Source organism: Allobosea robiniae (assembly GCF_900102525.1).
GTDB classification, from domain to species: Bacteria; Pseudomonadota; Alphaproteobacteria; order Rhizobiales; family Beijerinckiaceae; genus Allobosea; species Allobosea robiniae.
Map to the genome: position 1 here is coordinate 407,745 of NZ_FNBZ01000005.1, position 19,276 is coordinate 427,020.

Here is a 19,276-nt window from a genome sequence, read left to right on the forward strand (position 1 = left end):
AAGGTAGCTTATGCGTCTGTTTGCTGCGTCGCTCGCAACCGAGACCAATACGTTCTCTCCGATCCCGACATCCCGGGCCAATTTCGAGGCTTCCGCCTATTTCCCGGCGGGCCAGCATCCCGACCGGGCGACCCACACCACCGCCCCGCTCTATGTCGCGCGGCAGCGGGCCAAGCGCGACGGCTTCGAGCTGATCGAAGGGTCCTGCTTCTGGGCCGAGCCGTCGGGCACCTGCGCCAAGGCCGATTACGAGGAGATGCGGGACGAGATCCTCGTCCAGCTCAAGGCGGCGCTGCCGGTCGACGGCGTGCTGCTCGGCCTGCACGGCGCCATGGTCGCGCATGGCTACGACGACTGCGAGGGCGATATCATCGAGCATGTCCGCGCCATCGTCGGGCCGTCCGTGCCGATCGGCGTCGAGCTCGATCCGCATTGCCACCTGACCGAGAAGCGTGTCCGCCTCGCCGATGCGGTGATCCTCTACAAGGAATATCCGCATATCGACTTCGTCGAGCGGGCCGAGGAGCTGGTCGACATCATCCTCGGCACGATCCGCGGGCAGATCAAACCGGTGATGTCGCTCTATGATTGCCGGATGATCGAGCTGGTGCCGACGACGCGCGAGCCCGGCCGCTCCTTCGTGGACAGGATGAGCGCGCTCGAAGGCAAGGACGGCATCCTCTCGGTCTCGCTGGCGCATGGCTTCCAGCAGGGCGACGTGCCGGAGATCGGCACCCGCGTGCTCGTCATCACCAACAACGACAAGGCGAAGGGCGATGCGCTGGCAGCAAAGCTCGGCGAGGAGTTCCGCTCGCTCAAGGGGCAGTTCGCCCCGCCGGTGACCCCACTCGACGAGGCGCTCGACCGCGCGCTCGGCGGCGCAGCGAACGGCCCGCGCGTCATCGCGGATTCTACCGATAATGCCGGCGGCGGCGCGGCCTCCGACAACACCAACATCATCCACCGCCTGCGCGAGCGCGGCATCTCTGACGCCGCAGTCGGCCCGGTCTGGGACCCGGTCGCGGTCGCGTTCTGCCTGACGGCCGGCGTCGGCGCGACCATTCCGCTGCGCTTCGGCGGCAAGGCGGCCTCGACCTCGGGCACACCGGTCGATGGCGAGGTCACGGTACTCGGCGCCATCCGCAACGGAACCCAAAGCTTCGGCACCGCCAAGGTGCCGATCGGCGATGCTGTCGGCATCCGCATCGACGGCATCGACGTTGCGCTGCTCTCGCACCGGACGCAGGCGTTGGGGCTGGAGATCTTCACCAGCGTCGGCATCGACCCGACGCAGAAGCGCATCGTCTCCGTCAAGTCGACCAACCATTTCCACGCGGCCTACGGCCCGATCGCCAGCGAGGTGATCTACACCGATGGCGGTGGCCCCTCGCATCTCGACGTGCGCAAATATCCCTATCGCAAGATCAACCGGCCGCTCTGGCCGCATGATCCGCTCCCGCCGGGCCGGCTCGTCGTCTGACGCCTCGCGACCCGAAAGGAACAGGAGAGACGAAGCATGACCCGATGAGGGCCAGACGAGGTGAATGCCCGCGGCCCTCTGTTGCAACGAGGAGGAGAACGACATGACCACGACACGCCGACGTTTCGTTCAGGGCGGATTGGCAACCGGGGCGCTCGTCGCCGCGCCGGCCACGATCCGCGCCCAGACCACACCAACCGCGGCCCGCACCATCCGCACCGTCCTGCATGGTGATCTTCGCGTCTTCGATCCGATCTGGACCACCGCGAACATGACCTCGTACCACGCAGGCATGGTCTATGACACGCTGTTCGGCGTGAACGACAAGTTCGAGCCGCAGCCGCAGATGGTCTCGAAATGGTCGCTCTCGGACGACCGCAAGACCTATACGTTCGAACTCCGCGACGGCCTGCGCTTCACGGACGGCACGCCGGTCACCGCCAAGGATTGCGTCGCCTCGATCCGGCGCTGGGGCGCGCGTGATGGTGGCGGCCAGCACATGATGGCGCGCCTCGCCGATACGCCGGTGAAGGACGACAAGACCTTCCAGATCGTGATGAAGGAGCCTTACGGGCTCGTGGTGGAATGGCTCGCCAAGGCCGCGACCAATGTCTGCTACATCATGCGCGAGAAGGAGGCCGGGACCGATCCGAACCAGCAGATCAGCACGATCCTCGGCTCCGGACCGTTCCTGTTCAACGAGGGCGCAGTCGTCCAGGGCCAGCGCTACGTCTACGACAAGAACCCGAACTACGTGCCGCGCTCGGAGCCTGCGGTCTTCACCTCGGGCGGCAAGGTCGTGAATGTCGACCGCGTGGTGTTCGAGAACATCGCCGACGAGGCGACCGCGATCGCCGCGATCCGGGCCGGCGAGATCGACATGATCGAGTATCCGAACGTCGATCTGCTCGACTCGCTCGCCGGCGAGAAGGACATCAAGCTTGAGGTGCTGAACAAGCAAGGCCAGCTCGGCTGGTGCCGCGTCAACTGGCTCCATCCGCCGTTCAACAACGTCAAGGCCCGCCAGGCCATGCTGCACCTGATCCACCCGACCGAGGTGATGAAGGCGACCTTCGGCGACGAGAAATATTTCCGCGGCTGCTCCTCGCTGTTCGGCATGGGCACGCCGATGGAGAACGACGCCAATATCGACTGGTTCAAGACCGCGCCGGACATCGAGAAGGCCAAGCAGCTCGTCAAGGAATCCGGCTATGACGGCCGCCCGGTCGTGGTGCTGCAGGCAACCAACATCGCCTATATGAACAACGCCGCCAACCTGGTCGCGCAATGGATGCGCCAGGCCGGCTTCAACGTCTCGCTGCAGGCCTCCGACTGGGGCGCCGTCGTCACCCGCCGCGCCGTCAAGGCCGCGCCGGACCAGGGCGGCTGGAACGTGTTCTTCACCTCCGGCTCGGTCAACGCCTTCGGCAATCCCGTCTCGCTCAGCGGCCACGCCGCCAATGGCGAGAAGGGCTGGTTCGGCTGGCCGAGCAATGAGAAGCACGAGCAGCTGCGCGACAAATGGGCCAGCGCCCAATCGGATGCCGAGCGCAAGCAGATCGCTCGCGACATCCAGCAGAACGCCTGGGATTTCGTGCCGCATGCGTATTTCGGCCAATGGTTCCAGCCGGCGGCCCTGCGCAACCTCACGGGCCTGATCGGGATGCCTGAACTGATCCCGTTCTGGAACGTCAAGAAGGGCTGATTTCAGCCCGGCCGCGAACCCACCCACGGAGTCCGCCCCTCGGCGGGCTCCGCTTGCCCAGCCGTCTTCAGCTGATCGTGCCGGCGGCGCGAGGGCGAGCACGCGATACCGTGCCCGAGCGGGGCCTGCCGATCGTCCCGCACCAGACAAGCAAGCCGACGGAGGACGACCGACGCAATGCTGAGTTATCTCGTACAACGCCTGGCATCGACCCTTCTTGTGATGACGCTGGTCGGCATCTTCGTCTTCCTGCTGCTGCATCTCTCGGCGGGCGACCCCGCCGCCATCATCGCCGGCGACTACGCCACGCCGCAGCAGATCGCCACGATCCGCCAGCGGCTCGGTCTCGACGATCCGCTGCTCGTCCAGTTCGGACGCTGGGCGCTGCGCGTCGTGCAGGGCGATCTCGGCGTCTCGATCTTCACGAGCACCCCGGTCTCGGCCCTGATCCTGCAGCGCCTGGAGCCGACCTTGTCGGTCGCGGTGCTGACCATGATCTTCGCGGTCTCGATCGCGGTCACGCTCGGCGTGCTCGCCGCCTGGAAGGCAGGCCGGCCGGTCGACCGCCTGCTGATGGGCTTTTCCGTGCTCGGCTTCTCGATGCCGACCTTCGTGGTCGGCTACTGCCTGATCTATGTCTTCGCGATCGAATTGCGCTGGCTGCCGGTGCAGGGCTATCGGCCGATCATGGACGGCATCGGCCCGTGGTTCCTGCATCTCGTGCTGCCGACGATCACGCTCGGCCTCGCCTATGTCGCGCTGATCGCGCGCATGACCCGCGCCTCGGTGCAGGAGGTGCTGGAAGAGGACTATATCCGCACCGCCAATGCCAAGGGTGTTCCGGCGCGAACCATGCTGATGAAGCACGCGCTGAAGAACGCCGGCGTGCCGATCATCACCGTGATCGGCATCGGCGTCGCCCTGCTGATCGGTGGCGTCGTGATCACCGAGACCGTGTTCAACATCCCCGGCATCGGCCGCCTCGTCGTCGATGCGATCTCGAAGCGCGATTATCCGATCATCCAGGGCGTGATCCTCGTCTTTTCAGGCGTCTATGTGCTGATCAACCTCGCGGTCGACCTCTCCTATTCCCTCATCGATCCCCGCATCCGGCATTGAGGAGGCGAGACCGATGACCGCAATCGACACCTCGACCGTCCCTGCGCCCGCCCCTGGCAACCGTCTGGTTCGCTTCGGCCGGTTCGCGCGCCGCAACCCGACCATGCTGATCGGCGCCGCCATCCTGATCTTCTTCGTCACCGTCGCGATCATCGCGCCCCTGATCGCGGGCGATCCGATGCTGAAGCTGCCGACGCGGCGCCTGCAACCGCCCTCCCCCGAATTGCGCTTCGGAACCGACCAGCTTGGCCAGGATGTCTTCGCACGCACCGTCTACGGCGCCCGTGTCTCGCTGATCGTGGGCCTGAGCGTCGCGACGATCTCGATCCTGATCGGCCTGACGATCGGGCTCTTCGCCGGCTATTACCGCCGCTTCGACGCCGTCGTCATGCGCCTGATGGACGGGCTGATGGCGATTCCCGCGATCCTGCTCGCCATCGCCATGGTCTCCCTGAACCAGGGCAGCATCGGCATCGTTATCGCGGCGATCTCGATCCCGGAACTGCCGCGCGTCGTCCGGCTTGTCCGCTCGATCGTGCTCAGCGTGAAAGAGCTGCCCTTCGTCGAGGCCGCGCGAGCCTGTGGCGCGAAGACACCACGCATCCTGTTCCGGCACATCATGCCGAGCACGATCGCACCCTTGATCGTGCAGGCGACCTATATCTGTGCCTCGGCGATCCTGGTGGAGGCCTCGCTGTCCTTCCTCGGCGCCGGCGTGCCGCCGGAGGTGCCGAGCTGGGGCAACATGATCGCGTCGAGCCGGCTCTATCTCGCCCGCGCGCCCTGGACGATCTTCTGCCCGGCAATCGCGCTCGCGCTCGTCGTGCTGGCGGTGAACCTGCTCGGCGACGGCCTGCGGGACCGGCTCGATCCGCGCCTGTCGCGGCGGTTGTAGCCTCAAGCCGGGATTGCACGCCGGGCATGCGTTCGCACGCCCGGCGAATCTCCAGCGCCGCGCTATGCTGTTCCCGCTAACGACGGCAACGAAGCTGGGAGCCTGCCGGAATGACCCGACCCGAGACGATCCGACTGGCGCTGCTGCCGACGCCCTTCGAGCAACTCCCGCGCCTGTCGCAGGCCCTCGCCCGCGAGGACAAGGGCCCCTCGATCTGGATGAAGCGCGATGACTGCACCGGTTTTGCCGGCGGCGGCAACAAGGTGCGCAAACTCGAATACCTCGTCGCGGAGGCCCTGAAGCAGGGCGCCGACACGCTGGTCACCATGGGCGCGATCCAATCCAACCATGCCCGCCAGACCGCCGCGGCAGCCGCCCGGAACGGTCTGGCCTGCGTGCTGCTGCTGACCGATTCGGTGGCGAATCGCAGCGAATCCTACCGGACGAACGGCAACTGGCTGCTCGACCAGATTTTTGGAGCCGAGATCCGCCTGCTTCCAGCCGGCGGGGATGCGACTGCCATCGCGAACGAGGCGGTGTCCGGCCTGACGGCGCAGGGGAAGCGGCCCTATTTCATCCCGGTCGGCGGCTCCAATGCGCTGGGCAGCCTCGCCTATCGCGACGCCCTTCTGGAACTGGCCGGACAGGCGAAGGCCGACGGTATCGGCATCGACCATATCGTCGTGCCGACGGGGAGCGGCGGCACCCATGCCGGCATCCTCGCCGGCGTCGAGGATGCCGGGCTCGGCTGTCGCGTGCGGGGCGTCAGCGTCTCGCGCTCGTCCGAGCAGGCGGGTGCCATCGTGTCCGGGCTCGTGAACGACATCTACGCGCTGGAAGGCCGGCAGCGGGGCCAGCAGGTCGCGCTTGAGATCGATGATTCGCAGGTCGGCCCCGGCTACGGCCAGCCCACGCCTGCGATGATCGAAGCGGTCGAGCTGGTCGCGCGGACGGAAGGCATCCTTCTCGACCCCGTCTATACCGGCAAGGCGATGGCCGGGCTCGTCGCGCTGGTCAGGGGCGGTACCATCGGCCCCGACGAGACCGTCGTTTTCTGGCATACCGGCGGCGCGCCGGGGCTCTACGCCTATCCGGAAGTTTTCCAGGGATAGAATCGACCGACGGAATCACTCCGTCGCATCGCTCCCGTCATGGTCGGGCTTGTCCCGACCATCCACGCCTTCCCTCATCAAAAATGCAGCATTCAAGACGTGGATGCTCGCCACAAGGGTGAGCATGACGGCACCCAATTTTGCGCCGTTTTGGCCGGCTCCGTGCCCCGCCAATGACGTGTGGACAGCGTCCCTCGGAGCGTGTCGAGAGAGCCTCTTCGGAGGCGCAGTTTACACTCTGTTAACCATTTTCTCGATACACCGAAGCAACCGAAAATTTACCAAGATAACCGACGTGTTAACTCAACCCCGGCCCATCCGCCTCAAGGGGCGGTCCTATCTTGCGCTGACGCTGACCCCGGAGCTGCCCTTCGAGGACTGGTTGGCGCGGCTCGACGACCTCGCCTCGCGCTCCGCCGGCTTCTTCCTGCGGCGCCCCGTCGTGCTCGACATCACCGGGCTCGAGATCGACCGGGCGCAGCTGCGGACCTTCGTCAGCCAGCTCGGCTCACGCCAGGTACGGATCATGGGCATCGAGGGCGCCTCGCCTGCCCTGCTCGGCTCCGATCTGCCGCCGGCCATGGCCGACGGGCGCCCGACTTCCGATTTCGAACCTCCGGCCGCTGCGGCCGAGGCGGCCAAGGCCGAGCTGGCGGTCGCCGAGCCGGTCACGCCGGATCTGCCCAAGGCCGTGCCCTCGATCATCGTGACGCAGCCGGTGCGCTCGGGCCAGTCGCTGGTCTTCCTCGAAGGCGACGTCACCGTCATCGGCTCGGTCGCCTCTGGCGCCGAAATCGTCGCCGGTGGCTCGATCCATGTCTACGGCACCCTGCGCGGGCGAGCGATGGCCGGCACGATGGGCAATGCGGCGGCGCGCATCTTCTGCCGCAAGCTCGAGGCCGAGCTGATCGCGATCGACGGCTACTACAAGACGGCCGAGGACATGGGCCCGGAATTCCGCGGCAAGCCCGTACAGATCTGGCTCGACGGCGAAGCGTTCAAGGTCGAAGCGCTCGCCTGAGGCGAAGGCATCAACAATCATCAAGGAGCGGTCAATGGGCAAGGTCATCGTCGTCACATCGGGCAAGGGCGGCGTCGGCAAGACGACATCGTCGGCCGCGCTCGGCGCCGCGCTCGCCCAGGGCGGGGACAAGGTCGTGGTCGTCGATTTCGATGTCGGCCTGCGCAATCTCGACTTGGTCATGGGTGCCGAGCGGCGCGTGGTCTACGACCTCGTCAACGTCATCCAGGGCGAGGCCAAGCTCACCCAGGCGCTGATCCGCGACAAGCGGGTCGAGACGCTCTACCTGCTGCCGGCCTCGCAGACCCGCGACAAGGAGAACCTCACGGCCAAGGGCGTCGAAGCGGTGATCGGTGCGCTCAAGGTGAATTTCGACTGGGTCATCTGCGACAGCCCGGCCGGCATCGAGAGCGGCGCGACGCTGGCGATGCGCCATGCCGATATCGCGATCGTCGTGACCAATCCGGAAGTGTCCTCGGTGCGCGATTCAGACCGGATCATCGGCCTGCTCGATTCCAAGACGGTCAAGGCCGAGAATGGCGAGCACATGGAGAAGCACCTGCTGCTGACCCGCTACGACCCGGCCCGGGCCGAGCGTGGCGACATGCTGAAGGTCGACGACGTCCTCGAAATCCTGTCGATCCCGCTGCTCGGCATCATCCCCGAGAGCATGGACGTGCTGCGCGCCTCCAATATCGGCTCGCCCGTCACGTTGGCGGACCAGGGCAGCGCGCCTGCCGTGGCCTATTTCGACGCCGTGCGCCGGCTCAAGGGCGAGGCTCTCCCCGTCTCGGTCCCCGGCGAGAAGCGCGGCTTCTTCGGCAAGTTCTTCGGAAGGAAGGCGGCATGAAACTGCTTCGTCTCTTCTCCCGCCCCCGCTCGGCTCCTGCCGCCCGGGAAAGGCTGCAGGTCCTGCTGGCCCATGAGCGCGCCAGCAATGCCGGCGATTCCGATCTGCTCGGCAAGCTGCGCGACGAAATCCTGCGCGCGATCTCCAAGCACATGCAGATCGACGACGACAAGGTCAGCGTCCGGATGGAGCGCGGCGCCCAGGTCTCGACGCTCGCCGTCGATATCGAGGTCCCCTTCGACGTCGGCAAGAAGGCGGCCTGACGGCCGGACATTCCCTCGGGCGTGCGACGGCTCTCAACCGTTTGCGCGCCCGATGATCGCGTCGACCTCGTCGCGATCGATGCGGCGTCGATCGGACAATCGCCGGGCGATCGCTGCCTGGGCCGCCAGCATCGCCGGGCGATAGAGAATGGCCGTCGCCGCGTTGGCGCAGCGGGCCCGCAGCCCAGCCTCATCCGGCGGTTGCAGCAGCGCGATATAGGGCATCATCTGCTGGAGATCGTCCTCATGGGAGGCGATCGCACCCGGATACCATTTCAAGCCTTCCTCGTTCCAGTAGATCATCTCGCCGCAATACCCGGCGGACAGGATCGTGATCTCGACCTCCGCGCGCTGGAGATCGATCGGATTGCCGCTCTGGAAGCCTCGGCTGTAGGGCTCGAAACAGGTCTCGCCGGAGGACCCATAAGGCGGCCGCAGCCAGGCATGCGTGATGTAGCGCCGGTGATGCCAGCCGACGACAATATGGCCGGCTTCGTGAAAGGCGCAGGCGGCGCGCCGGATATCGGCCGGGATGTCGCTGAGAATCGGCATTCCGACTGACTGTCACCGGCAGCAGCTTTTGCGCAACCGCAACGTAAGCCGATCGTCAGGGTTCGCTGCCTGGCGCGCCGGTCCCCGGGAGCAGCCCGCTGCCGTGCCCCTCGACCAGGATCTCGACGAAACGCGCCGCCAGACGGGCCAGGGGCCGGCTCCGCACCGTCATCAGGCATATGGTGATCGGCAGTTCCGGCGTCACATCCAGCCTGACCAGCCCCTCGAAGCGCTGGGCCTGCGTCAGCAGGCTGTCGATCAGGATGACATCGCCCTGGCGCGCCAGCAGATGCGCAGCGGAAATGCTGTAGGGCACGGTCATGAAGGGTGCATAGTCGAGACCCGCCTTTTCATGGGCGCGCGCGATCAGCCAGCCCAGCGGCGATTTCTCGCGATCGAAGCAGATCAGCCGGTGATCCCGAAGCTCGGGCAAGCTGACCCGGCCGCGGCGCGCCAGCGGGTCGTCCTCGCGAACGAGGGCGATGATCGAGGCCTGGGCGAAAGGCGTCAGGGCGATGTCGTCGGTGACGCGGGGCGAGAACATCACGCCGAGATCGGCCGCGCCCTTCGACAGCTCCGTCGGTGCATCGCCCATGATCAACTCGATGCGGGCGTGGGGATATTCCGTCACCAGTCGCCTGATCGCCTGCGCGATGAGCCCCTGGCCGATGCTGGGCGTCGAAGCGATCCGCAGCGGCAAAGCGCGCCCGGACCGCAGATCGCCGACGGCTTCGCGCAAGATGTGCCATTCGTCCTCGACTTGGCCCAACGCCGACATCAGGCCGCGGGCCTGAGGGCGCAGGACGAGGCGACCATCGCTGCGATCGAAGACCGGGATGCCGAGGGTCGCCTCGCTGCGGGCGATAATCTTGCTCACGGCCGATTGCGTCAGATGGAGCTGGCGCGCGGCCTCGACGGTGGTGCCGCAACGATCGACGGCGCGCAGCACCGTCGCGTGAGACGGCGTCAATGCCTTCATGCGCCATCTCCCACGAGATGTTCGAGCAGGACGTGCGCCGCAGGGTCCAGCGGTGCGCCGTCGCGGTGATGCGCAAAGGCCGTGACGAGAGGGCTCTCGTCGAGCGGACGCACCGCCAGCCCCTGCGTCAGGCCGCTGCTGATGACGAAGCCGTCGACGACGGCGATGCCGACGCCCTCGCGCGCCAGATGGCAGGCACTGTCCGTATGGCGCACGGTGATCGCGATCCGGTCGGACAGGCCGGCTCGCCCCAGCGCGTCCTGAAAGCTGTCGGCCAGACTGATGCCGTCAGGCCCGTAGCTGATCAGGCGCTGGCCTTCGAGATTGTCGCGCGCCAGCCTGTCATGGCCGGCGAGCGGATGAGCCTCGTCGAGCACGCAGACCAGCGGGCTGCAGCGCAGCACGATGTCGCGCAATCCTTCGGTCGCCATCGGGCCGTAGGAAATCGCGAGATCGACCTCATTGGCGCTGAGGTGGTCGCGGACATGGTCGAACATCACTTCGACGGCGGCTCGATCGGCCAGGTCACGGCGTGCGCCGGCGATGGCCGGCGGCAGGATGCTGTGCGCCAATCCCGGCACCGTCGCGATCCGCAGGCGGTCGGCCATGCCGACGCGGATCATGTCGGCTTCGTGGTGCGCCCGGCGCAGAGCCCCGAAGGCCGGGCGCGCGAGCCGATTCAGCTCCAGTGCCTCGGGTGTCGGCGTCAGCCGGCCCTGGACGATCGCGACGAGGCTGAGATCGAGCTCCCTTTCGGCAAGACGCAATGCCTTGATCACGGCGGACTGGCTGACACCGAGGGCCTGGGCCGCTTCACCGGTGCCGCCAAGCCGAACGAAAGCATCGATCACCTGCAGCGCGCCGAGCCTCATCCAGGCTATTCCGTTTGGTTGATAAACTTGCCGAATGTTTCATTTGCGAGACTAGGCGCGCCCGTGGGAGGTTGCAAGCTGCCGCCGGCAGAGCGGCCAAGATCAGGGGATCTCCATGACCACGTTTCGCTCCATGGCATCGGCTGCCGCGCTCGCGCTTTCCATCCTCGGCCCGGCTCTGACCATCGCGCCCTCCAGCGCCTTCGCGCAGGGCGTTCTCAAGCTGGCGCAGACGCAGGACCTCGTCTCGCTCGACCCGATCGCGACCAGCGACAACCCGTCGATCTATGCGCAATTGCTGATCTACGACACCTTGCTGCGCCCGAGCACGGATGCCAGCAAGCTGGAGCCCGGCCTTGCCGAAAGCTGGACGGTCAGCGATGACGGCCTGACCTATAGCTTCAAGCTCAGGCAAGCGAAGTTCTCGGACGGCACGCCCGTCACCGCCGCCGACGTCGCCTTCTCGCTGAAGCGCGCCGGCAGCGACGCGTCGAGCTGGAAGCGCTTCTTCTCCGGCATCGACGCCATCGAGACGCCGGACGAGCGCACCGTCGTGCTCAAGCTGAAGACCGTGTTCACTCCGCTGCTCAACAACCTCGCCCTGTTCTCCTCGGCGATCCTGCCGCAGAAGGCGTTCGAGGCCGCTCCCGACAAGTTCTTCGAGAAGCCGATCGGCTCCGGCCCCTTCACCGTCGCGGCCTGGAACAAGGGCCAGGCGCTCTCGCTCAAGAAGAACGCGCATTACTGGCAGGCCGGCAAGCCGAGCCTGGACGGCGCCGAGATCATGGTCCTGCCCGAGGGCAACAGCCGCGTGCTGAAGCTGCAGGCCGGCGAGATCGACGCCGCCCTCGAGATCCCGCTCAACCAGATGCAGAGCCTCGGCCGCGCCGGCACGATCAAGACCGCCGTCGCCAACGTGCTGCGCACCGATTTCGTGCTGCTGAACACCAAGAAGAAGCCCTTCGACGATGTCCGCGTCCGCCAGGCGCTGAACTACGCCATCGACAAGGAAGGGCTGGTCAAGGCACTGCTCTACGGCGCCGGCAAGGTCGCGAACTCGCCGATGCCGCTGATGGCCTATGCCGATCCCGACCTGAAGCCCTATGCGCATGACGTCGCCAAGGCCAAGGCGCTGCTCAAGGAAGCCGGCTATGCCGACGGCTTCAAGACCTCGCTGCTGGTGCATTCCGGCCGGCCGCTGCATCGCCAGCTCGGCCAGGCGCTGCAGAGCGCGCTCGCGCAGATCGGCGTCACCGCCGAGATCCGCCTCGTCGAAGGCGGCACGCATTGGTCGACCACCAAGGCCGGCGACTACGAGATGGCCGTCTCATACGCCTCCAGCGACACGATCGACCCCGACCAGATGGCCGGCTTCCTGATCGTCAATCCGGAGCGCGCCAACGCCTACCACACCGAGTGGAAGAACGAGCGCGTCAACGAGCTCTATGCGAAGGAGCGCGCCACCAAGGACGGGCCGGAGCGCGGCGCGATGTTCAGGGAGATGGTCAAGCTCTCGCATGAGGGCGCGCCATCGATCTTCCTGTTCTATCCCGGCACGCCTTATGCCTATCGCAGCAATGTCAGCGGGTTCGAGGTATTGCCGACCGGCAATTTCCGCCTCGAAGACGTCAAGATGAAGTGAGGACGGGGCATAAAGTGAGGACGGGACGGCCTCCGGCCGCCCTGCCCCCAGGCCCGCTGCCATGCTGACCTATATCCTCAAGCGGCTCGTCCAGCTCGTCCCGGTGCTGTTCGGCATCACGCTGGCCTGCTTCTTCCTGCTCAGGGCGTTGCCGGGCGACCCGGCGACGCTGCTGCTCGGTGCCCGCGGCGGAGCGGACGAGATCGCCGCGATGAAGCAGCGGCTCGGGCTCGACCTGCCGCTGTGGCGGCAATATCTGCTCTTCCTCGGCGACATCCTGTCCGGCAGCCTTGGCCGCTCGGTCGTCTACGGCCAGCCGGTGATCTCGCTGGTGCTGGAGCGCCTGCCCGCGACGCTCTGGCTCGTCGCCTACTCGACCGTGATCGCGGTCGTGCTGACGATCCCGCTGGCGCTGTGGTCGGCCGTGAAGCGCGACCGGGCGCCGGATGTGCTGGTCAAGCTCGTCTTCACGGTGCTGCTCGCGATCCCGTCCTTCTGGCTCGGGCTCGTGCTGGTCGTCATCCTCGCCATCTGGGTGCCGCTGTTCCCGACCTCGGGCTACGGTACGGGCCTGTTCTCGCGCCTGCATCACCTGACGCTGCCGGCCTTCGTGATCGCGCTGGCGACGGCTTCCCTGACGATCCGCAGCCTGCGCAGCGGCATCCTCAACGTGCTCGGCTCGGACTATGTCACCACCGCTCGCGCCAAGGGCAACGCCACCGGGCGCACCATGCGCGTCCATGTGCTGCCGAACGCGCTGATCAGCTCGATCTCGGTGCTCGGCGCCCATACCAGCTGGGTGATCGGCGGGACGGTGGTGATCGAGACCGTCTTCGCGCTGCCCGGCCTCGGCTCGCTCTTCGTCGAGTCGATCTTCGCCCGCGACTACCCGATGATACAGGGGCTGACGATCGTCTTCGCCGTGCTCGTCGTCCTGATCAATCTCGCGACGGACATCGCCTATGCGCTGGCCGACCCGCGCATCAGGCTGGATTGAAGCGATGAGCAAGCGCCGCCTCGATCCGACGCTCCTCGTCGGCCTCGTCATGCTCCTGCTGCTCGCCCTGCTCGTCGGGCTGGGCCAAGTCTGGACGCCGCACGATCCCTTCCTGGTCGATTACGGCAACACGCTGCAGCCGCCCTCGACCAAGCACTGGCTCGGCACCGACGATCTCGGCCGCGACGTTGCCTCGCGGGTGATGGCTGGCGGGCTGGTCGATCTGCGGGTCGCGCTCATCTGCGTCATGGCTCCGGCGCTCCTGGGCATCGCGATCGGCGCACTGGCGGGCTTCGTCGGCGGGCGGGTCGACACCGTGATCATGCGCATCACCGACATCTTCTGGGCCTTCCCCTTCCATGTGCTGGTGATCGCCATCGTCGGCGTGCTCGGGCCGGGCGAGGCCAATCTCTATCTCGCCTTCCTGCTGGTGAACTGGATCTCGTTCGCCCGCATCACGCGCGGCGAGGTACTGGTGCTGCGCGAGCTCGAATATGTGCAGGCGGCGCGCAGCTTCGGCTCGACCGATACCCGCATCATCGCCGCGCATATCCTGCCCAACGCCGTGACGCCGTCGATCGTCTACGCCATGGCCGACGTCGTGCTGACGATCCTGGCCGTGACCTCGCTCTCCTTCCTCGGCCTCGGCATCCAGCCACCGACCCCGGAATGGGGGCTGATGATCGCCGACGGGCGCCAGTTCATGTTCGACGCCTGGTGGATCGCAACCGCTCCCGGCCTCGCCATCATCTACACCGGCGTGACCTTCGCCCTGATCGGCGAGGGCCTCGACACGGCCTTGCGCCCCAAGGGCTGACCCATCTCCCCGATGACCTGCTTCGCGAGACGACCATGAGCTTCTTCACCGACAGTTCCGACCTCAAGCGGATCGGCGCCCTGATCGAGGCCCATGCCGCCCCGGTCTATGCCGCGCGCAGCGTCCCCTTCACGCAGTTCGCCTATGTCCTGACCCGGCCGGCGCCGGAGCCCGGCCGCAAGCCCGAGGGCGCTGCATTGCGACAGGACTGGCGCGCCTATCCCTGCTCTCTGGTGAAGGTGTTCCACCTCGTCGCCGCGCAATTGCGGCTGGAGGACGGGCGGCTCTCGCCCCATGGCGAGCTCGACCGCGCCATGCGCGACATGATCCTGTGGTCGTCGAACTCCGCGACGAACTACATCATCGACCTCCTGACGGGCACGACCGGCGATACGCTGCTGAATGATGCCGAGATGGGTGCCTGGTGCGAGCGCCGCGAGGAGATCAACCGGATCTTCGCCGGGCTGGGCTGGCCGGAACTCGCCGGCATCAATCTCAACCAGAAGCTGATGGACGACCTGCGCTACGGCCGGGAGAAGGTCGCGCTCGACCGCTCGGCCGCCGGGCACAACTGCCTGACGCCGATCGCGATGGCGCGATTGATGCACGAGATCTTCAACGACTCCGCCCTGCTGCCGCCGGCGCGCCTTGCCGTCATCCGCGACCATCTCGCGCGCGATGCCGATCATCCCGAGCGCGGCCGCGGCATCTACCAGCTCCTCGGCTATCTCGGCGATGCGCTGCCGCGCGGCACACAGATCTGGTCCAAGGCCGGCCGCACGCGCTGGCTTGGCGACGACCGCGCCTCGTTCCGCCGGCATGACACGCTGCGCGCGATCCTGCCTGCCGGGCAGGAATTCCGGCTCACCGTCTTCACCCAGGGCGAGGCCATCGCCGAGGACGAGAGCTTCCTGCCGGCGATCGGGGCACTGGTCGCAACCGAATTGTCGCGAGCCTGACGCCGCATCAGAATGCGTGGTGCGTTCTCCGGCGTGTTCTCGTGGCCTAGCTCGACCGCGCCCTTATCAGATCCGCCATCCGCTCCGCGATCATGATCACCGGGAGGTTGAGGTTCGCGCGCGGCGCGGTCGGCATGATCGATGCGTCGACGACACTGAGGCCGCCCACGCCATGGACGCGTCCGGTCGCCCCATCGACGACCGCATCGGGATCATCGGCCGCGCCCATCCGGCAGGTGCCGCAGCAATGCCATTGGCCGAAGGCATGGGCCTTGACGTAGGCCTCGAGGATATCCGGCTCGTTGAGCAGCGATTGCAGGCTGATGCCGCTGGAGACGGCGCGCTGGAAGAACAGCTTCCGCAGCGGCGGCAGGGCATCGATGGCGAGCGCGATCGGCGCTGTGATCAGGTAGTTGCGCAGCGTCTGCCGGCCCAGCGACTTGGCGAAGCCGCTATAGCTCGAAGCACCCGGCATTTCGACGATGTCCGCCAGCGGGCGGGTGGCGAAGAGCCTGGCCATCAGGTGCACGGCTGCGCCCATGCGCTGGAGGTCGCGATAGTCGGAGAGATAGTTGAAGTCGGCAGTCGCTTCCCGGCTCGGATCCGATGAGACCAGCCGCACCGCGCCGCGCGAATGCGCCTTGTTGATCCAGGAGATGATCGTGCCGATCCGGGGGCCCAGCGGATGCCAGGCCGACTTCGCCGCAACCATCAGGAACATGTCCGACGGCCCGCATTCCTCGACGCCGGAGCTGTAGCGCATGCCGACATGGATGTGCCGGCGCGTCGAATTGCCCAGCCGCGCTGCCGGCTTGATATAGCCCGAGAGCGAGATGCCGGGATGTTCCTGCAGATTGGCGCCGACGCCACGCAAATCCGCATGGACCTCGACGCCGAGCGAGCGCAGATGTGCCGCCGGGCCGATGCCGGAGCGCATCAGGAGAGCCGGCGAATGCATGGCGCCCGACGAGACCACGACCTCCCGCGCCGCAAGACGCTCCTGCCCGCGCCCCCGGGCGATATCGACGCCGATGACCTGCCTGCCCTCCATCGCCAGCGAGAGGACCTGGGTATCGGTCATGATCGTCAGGTTGGACCGGCGCCGTGTCGCCGCATCGAGATAGGCCATCGCAGTCGAGACGCGATGCTGCCCGCTATTGTTCGACAAGGTCATTGCGAAATGGCCGTCCCCGAACGCGCCGTTCTGATCCTTGATATCGGGAAAGCCCTGCGCCTCCATGGCGGCTTCGGCCGCGATGGAAAAGGCCGGCCAGCGTTCTCGCGGGATCCGGTGGATCGGGATCGGCCCCGCCTTGCCGTGCAGCGGCCCCGCATAGTCCAGGTCCGTTTCGGCCTTGATGAAATAGGGCAGCACCGAGCTCCAGTCCCAGCCCGCGGCGCCGGCCTGTCCCCATTCGTCATAGTCGTCCGGGGTGCCGCGATTGGCGATCTGGCCGTTGATGCTGGAGCCGCCGCCGATCAGCATCGGCTGCTCGTAGCGCTTGGGCGGCGGCCTGTTCACGGCATTGTGCAGATGCGGCTGCGTCTGGACCATCAGGTCCGGCCAGTGGTTCTGCGGGTCGAAAGCCGCCTTGCCGGGATAGGTATCCAGGATCGCAGAGCCCTCCTCGCCCGGCTTGAGGTCGCGCCCGGCCTCGATCAGCAGGACCTTTCGCGCGGGATCGGCTGACAGGCGATTGGCCAGGACGCAGCCGGCCGAACCGCCGCCCACGATGATGACATCCAACATGATTTGGCTCACGATGCTTGCGTAGACAGGAGACGTGCGCGGATCAGGCGGAGAGCCCGAGCGCTTCGAAGGCAGTGGCTCCGGCTTCGGCGACCTGCTGGTCCTGGACCGTCGAGCCGGAGCTCACGCCGATCGCGCCAATCACCTGCCCCCCGATGCGCAGCGGTATCCCGCCCGCCAGCGTGGTGAAGCGCCCGCCATGCAGGTTCTGGAGGCCGAAGCCAGGCTCGCCCGGCAACGTGCGCGCGGCGATGGCCCTGGTCTCGACCTGCGCGCCCGACGCGCTGAAGGCCTTCGCCAGCGCGATCTCGATCGAGGTAAACTTGGCGCCGTCCATGCGCCGGAACGCGACGAGGTGGCCGGCGGCATCGACGATCGCGATGTTCTGCGGCACGCCCATCCGCGCCGCTTCTCCCGCCGCGGCGGCCATGACGATGTCGGCTTCGTCGCAGCCGATGTTCAGAACGCTGTGCATGTCTAACCCTTGACCGAGCCCTTGGTCAGGCCGGACACGATCAGGCGGCTGAGCAGGGCGAATGCGATGAGTATGGGAAGGATGGCCAGCGTCGCGGACGCCGTCAGCGGCCCCCATTCGCGCCCGAAATAGCCGATGAAATTGTAGATCGCGGGCTGAATCGGCCGCAGCGCCGGGGTGTCGACCATCACCGAGCCTGCGACGAACTCGTTCCAGCAGGCAACGAAGGTCAGCACACCGGCCGCCCCCAGTGCCGGGCGCGTCAAGGGCAGCATCACGCGCGTCAGAATCTGGAAATGCGTGGCGCCGTCGATGATCGCGGCCTCGTCGAGCTCGCGCGGGATGCTCTCGAGCGAGCCCTTGACGATCCAGATCGCCATCGGGAGCTGATAGGCGGTGTAGATCAGCGGCAGCGTGAACCAGGAATTGGTCAGGCCGAGGCGCGTGAAATAGAGGTAGTTCGGAATCAGCAGCGCGGCTGCGCCCAGCGACAGCGGAATGCTCGCAACCACGAGCATGAACAGCGCCCGGCGCAATGGGAAGTCGAAACGGTCGAAGGCATAGGCGGCCGGCAGGGCCAGCGCCAGCACGCTCGCCACGGTCAGCACGCTGTAGAACACGCTGACCCACATGTTGCCGAGAAAGCCGCTGTCGACGACGCGCTGGTAGTTTTCGGCCGTCGGGATGAAGTCGAGCAGGACCGGAGGTGTCCTGAACAGGTCCGGTTGCGATTTCAGCGAGGTCAGCACGCCCCAGAAAAGCGGCAGCAGGTTGAGGCCGGCCAGCACCGCGAACAGGCCGGCGATCACCAGGCCCAGCATGCCGGGCAGGACGATGCGGGACCGGCCCGGCACGGCTGCCTGCTGCACGGCGACCGGCCTGGGATGCGAGGCGGAAGACGCGGTGCTCATCACGCCTTCCACTTCGCGAGGCGGACATAGGCGAGAACGAGGATAATGTTGCCGGCAAACATCGCCAGCGCGAGCGCAGTGGCGGAGCCGAGGTCGAAATTGACGAAGGCGCGCTCGAACACCTCGATCGGCAGGATGCGCGTCGCGTCGCCCGGGCCGCCGCCGGTCAGGACGAGCGGCGTCTCGACGGTGTTGAGATTCGACAGGGTCAGCACGATCGTCACCAGCAGCAGCGGCGTCTTCAGCAATGGCAGGACGATCAGCCAGAAGATCTGCCAGCGGTTGGCGCCGTCGATCTTGGCGGCTTCCTCATAGTCCTCGGGAATGCCCTTGAGCCCCGCGAGCAGGATGATGACGGCATAGCCGAGCCGCTTCCAGACGGAGACGCCGATCAGCAGGGCCATGGCGCTGCCGGGGCTGTTGAGGAGCTGCATGTCGGCGATGCCCGCCATCCGGACCAGCGACCCCGCCAGCCCGATATCGCTGACGAACACCCAGCGAAACAGCAGGGTGGCGACCACCGTCGAGATGATCCAGGGCAGGATGACGATCATCTGGACGACGAAGCCGAGCCGCTGGCCGAGCCGGTTGATCCAGACCGCCAGAGCGAGCGCAATGACCAGCGTCAGCGCGACGGCGGCGCAGGTGAACACCGCGCTGCGCTCGAGCGTGGCCGCAAGCACGGGGTCGTCGAGCAGTCGCGCATAGTTCTCCAACCCGGCGAAATCCGTCGGCGCGCCGTACTGGATGCGAAACAGGCTGAACCAGAAGCCGTAGAGGACCGGCGAGAACAGCACCAGCATCAGCAGCGCCATCGCAGGCAGCACGTAGTTGACGCCGGTGAGGCGCGAATACATCGTCATCAAGAGCGATCCCC

General features: G+C 66.7%; 19 protein-coding genes. 12 read left to right on the forward strand and 7 right to left on the reverse strand.

Annotation, left to right across the window (positions count from 1 at the left end; genetic code table 11):
- Positions 1 to 10 precede the first annotated feature (10 nt).
- The 8 genes from BLQ70_RS16355 (at position 11) to minE (ending at position 8,445) form a co-directional block, all read left to right on the forward strand.
- Positions 11 to 1,480 (forward strand): M81 family metallopeptidase, encoded by a 1,470-nt coding sequence (locus tag BLQ70_RS16355; RefSeq protein WP_091858618.1) that lies wholly within the window; start codon positions 11 to 13, stop codon positions 1,478 to 1,480.
- A 103-nt stretch (positions 1,481 to 1,583) separates the two neighbouring features.
- The gene (locus BLQ70_RS16360) at positions 1,584 to 3,185 is read left to right on the forward strand and encodes an ABC transporter substrate-binding protein (RefSeq protein ID WP_170843439.1); all 1,602 of its coding nucleotides are present in this window, start codon (positions 1,584 to 1,586) and stop codon (positions 3,183 to 3,185) included.
- A gap of 177 nt (positions 3,186 to 3,362) precedes the next feature.
- Entirely contained in the window at positions 3,363 to 4,304 is a 942-nt protein-coding gene (locus BLQ70_RS16365; protein ID WP_061968957.1) for an ABC transporter permease, read from the forward strand.
- Between the two features lie 13 nt (positions 4,305 to 4,317).
- Positions 4,318 to 5,199 (forward strand): ABC transporter permease, encoded by an 882-nt coding sequence (locus tag BLQ70_RS16370; protein ID WP_091858624.1) that lies wholly within the window; start codon positions 4,318 to 4,320, stop codon positions 5,197 to 5,199.
- 110 nt (positions 5,200 to 5,309) lie between these two features.
- Entirely contained in the window at positions 5,310 to 6,311 is a 1,002-nt protein-coding gene (locus BLQ70_RS16375) for a D-cysteine desulfhydrase family protein (protein ID WP_091858627.1), read from the forward strand.
- 286 nt (positions 6,312 to 6,597) lie between these two features.
- Entirely contained in the window at positions 6,598 to 7,332 is a 735-nt protein-coding gene (gene minC / locus BLQ70_RS16380; RefSeq protein ID WP_091858876.1) for a septum site-determining protein MinC, read from the forward strand.
- Positions 7,333 to 7,366: 34 nt separating this feature from the next.
- Positions 7,367 to 8,182: a septum site-determining protein MinD gene (gene minD, locus BLQ70_RS16385; RefSeq protein WP_061968962.1), complete on the forward strand. Its 816-nt coding sequence runs from the start codon at positions 7,367 to 7,369 to the stop codon at positions 8,180 to 8,182.
- Entirely contained in the window at positions 8,179 to 8,445 is a 267-nt protein-coding gene (minE, locus tag BLQ70_RS16390; RefSeq protein ID WP_091858630.1) for a cell division topological specificity factor MinE, read from the forward strand. The genes minD and minE overlap by 4 nt, the downstream gene beginning before the upstream one ends.
- A 33-nt stretch (positions 8,446 to 8,478) precedes the next feature.
- Here minE and BLQ70_RS16395 read toward each other — a convergent pair whose 3' ends face one another.
- Genes BLQ70_RS16395 through BLQ70_RS16405 form a run of 3 tightly spaced genes read right to left on the reverse strand, consistent with a single transcriptional unit; the run spans position 8,479 to position 10,848 of the window.
- Positions 8,479 to 8,997 (reverse strand): hypothetical protein, encoded by a 519-nt coding sequence (locus tag BLQ70_RS16395; RefSeq protein ID WP_091858634.1) that lies wholly within the window; start codon positions 8,995 to 8,997, stop codon positions 8,479 to 8,481.
- Positions 8,998 to 9,052: 55 nt separating this feature from the next.
- Positions 9,053 to 9,976 carry a LysR family transcriptional regulator gene (locus tag BLQ70_RS16400; protein WP_091858637.1) on the reverse strand — a complete coding sequence of 308 codons (924 nt, stop codon included), beginning with the start codon at positions 9,974 to 9,976 and terminating at the stop codon, positions 9,053 to 9,055.
- A complete protein-coding gene (locus BLQ70_RS16405; RefSeq protein ID WP_091858640.1) occupies positions 9,973 to 10,848 on the reverse strand; it encodes a LysR family transcriptional regulator in 876 nt (291 codons plus the stop codon). Before BLQ70_RS16405 ends, BLQ70_RS16400 begins: the two co-directional genes overlap by 4 nt.
- 115 nt (positions 10,849 to 10,963) lie before the next feature.
- Between BLQ70_RS16405 and BLQ70_RS16410 the strand changes: the two genes are divergently transcribed.
- From BLQ70_RS16410 to BLQ70_RS16425, 4 genes are all read left to right on the forward strand, one after another.
- Entirely contained in the window at positions 10,964 to 12,490 is a 1,527-nt protein-coding gene (locus BLQ70_RS16410) for an ABC transporter substrate-binding protein (RefSeq protein ID WP_091858643.1), read from the forward strand.
- A gap of 61 nt (positions 12,491 to 12,551) precedes the next feature.
- Positions 12,552 to 13,487, forward strand: a complete 936-nt coding sequence (locus BLQ70_RS16415) for an ABC transporter permease (RefSeq protein ID WP_091858646.1) — start codon at positions 12,552 to 12,554, stop codon at positions 13,485 to 13,487.
- 4 nt (positions 13,488 to 13,491) lie between these two features.
- On the forward strand, positions 13,492 to 14,304 hold the full coding sequence (locus tag BLQ70_RS16420; RefSeq protein WP_091858879.1) for an ABC transporter permease: 813 nt from the start codon (positions 13,492 to 13,494) through the stop codon (positions 14,302 to 14,304).
- A gap of 35 nt (positions 14,305 to 14,339) precedes the next feature.
- Positions 14,340 to 15,263, forward strand: coding sequence for a serine hydrolase (locus tag BLQ70_RS16425; protein ID WP_091858648.1), 924 nt, complete (start codon positions 14,340 to 14,342; stop codon positions 15,261 to 15,263).
- Between the two features lie 46 nt (positions 15,264 to 15,309).
- On the opposite strand, the gene BLQ70_RS16430 is transcribed toward BLQ70_RS16425, so the two are convergent.
- The 4 genes from BLQ70_RS16430 to BLQ70_RS16445 are packed head-to-tail and all read right to left on the reverse strand — an operon-like array spanning position 15,310 to position 19,262.
- Complete coding sequence (locus tag BLQ70_RS16430) at positions 15,310 to 17,013, reverse strand: GMC family oxidoreductase (RefSeq protein ID WP_091858650.1); 1,704 nt, start codon at positions 17,011 to 17,013, stop codon at positions 15,310 to 15,312.
- A gap of 43 nt (positions 17,014 to 17,056) precedes the next feature.
- Entirely contained in the window at positions 17,057 to 17,488 is a 432-nt protein-coding gene (locus tag BLQ70_RS16435; RefSeq protein ID WP_170843440.1) for a GlcG/HbpS family heme-binding protein, read from the reverse strand.
- A gap of 2 nt (positions 17,489 to 17,490) precedes the next feature.
- Positions 17,491 to 18,399 (reverse strand): carbohydrate ABC transporter permease, encoded by a 909-nt coding sequence (locus BLQ70_RS16440; protein ID WP_091858656.1) that lies wholly within the window; start codon positions 18,397 to 18,399, stop codon positions 17,491 to 17,493.
- Positions 18,399 to 19,262: a carbohydrate ABC transporter permease gene (locus BLQ70_RS16445; protein ID WP_061968984.1), complete on the reverse strand. Its 864-nt coding sequence runs from the start codon at positions 19,260 to 19,262 to the stop codon at positions 18,399 to 18,401. Before BLQ70_RS16445 ends, BLQ70_RS16440 begins: the two co-directional genes overlap by 1 nt.
- Positions 19,263 to 19,276: the final 14 nt, after the last annotated feature.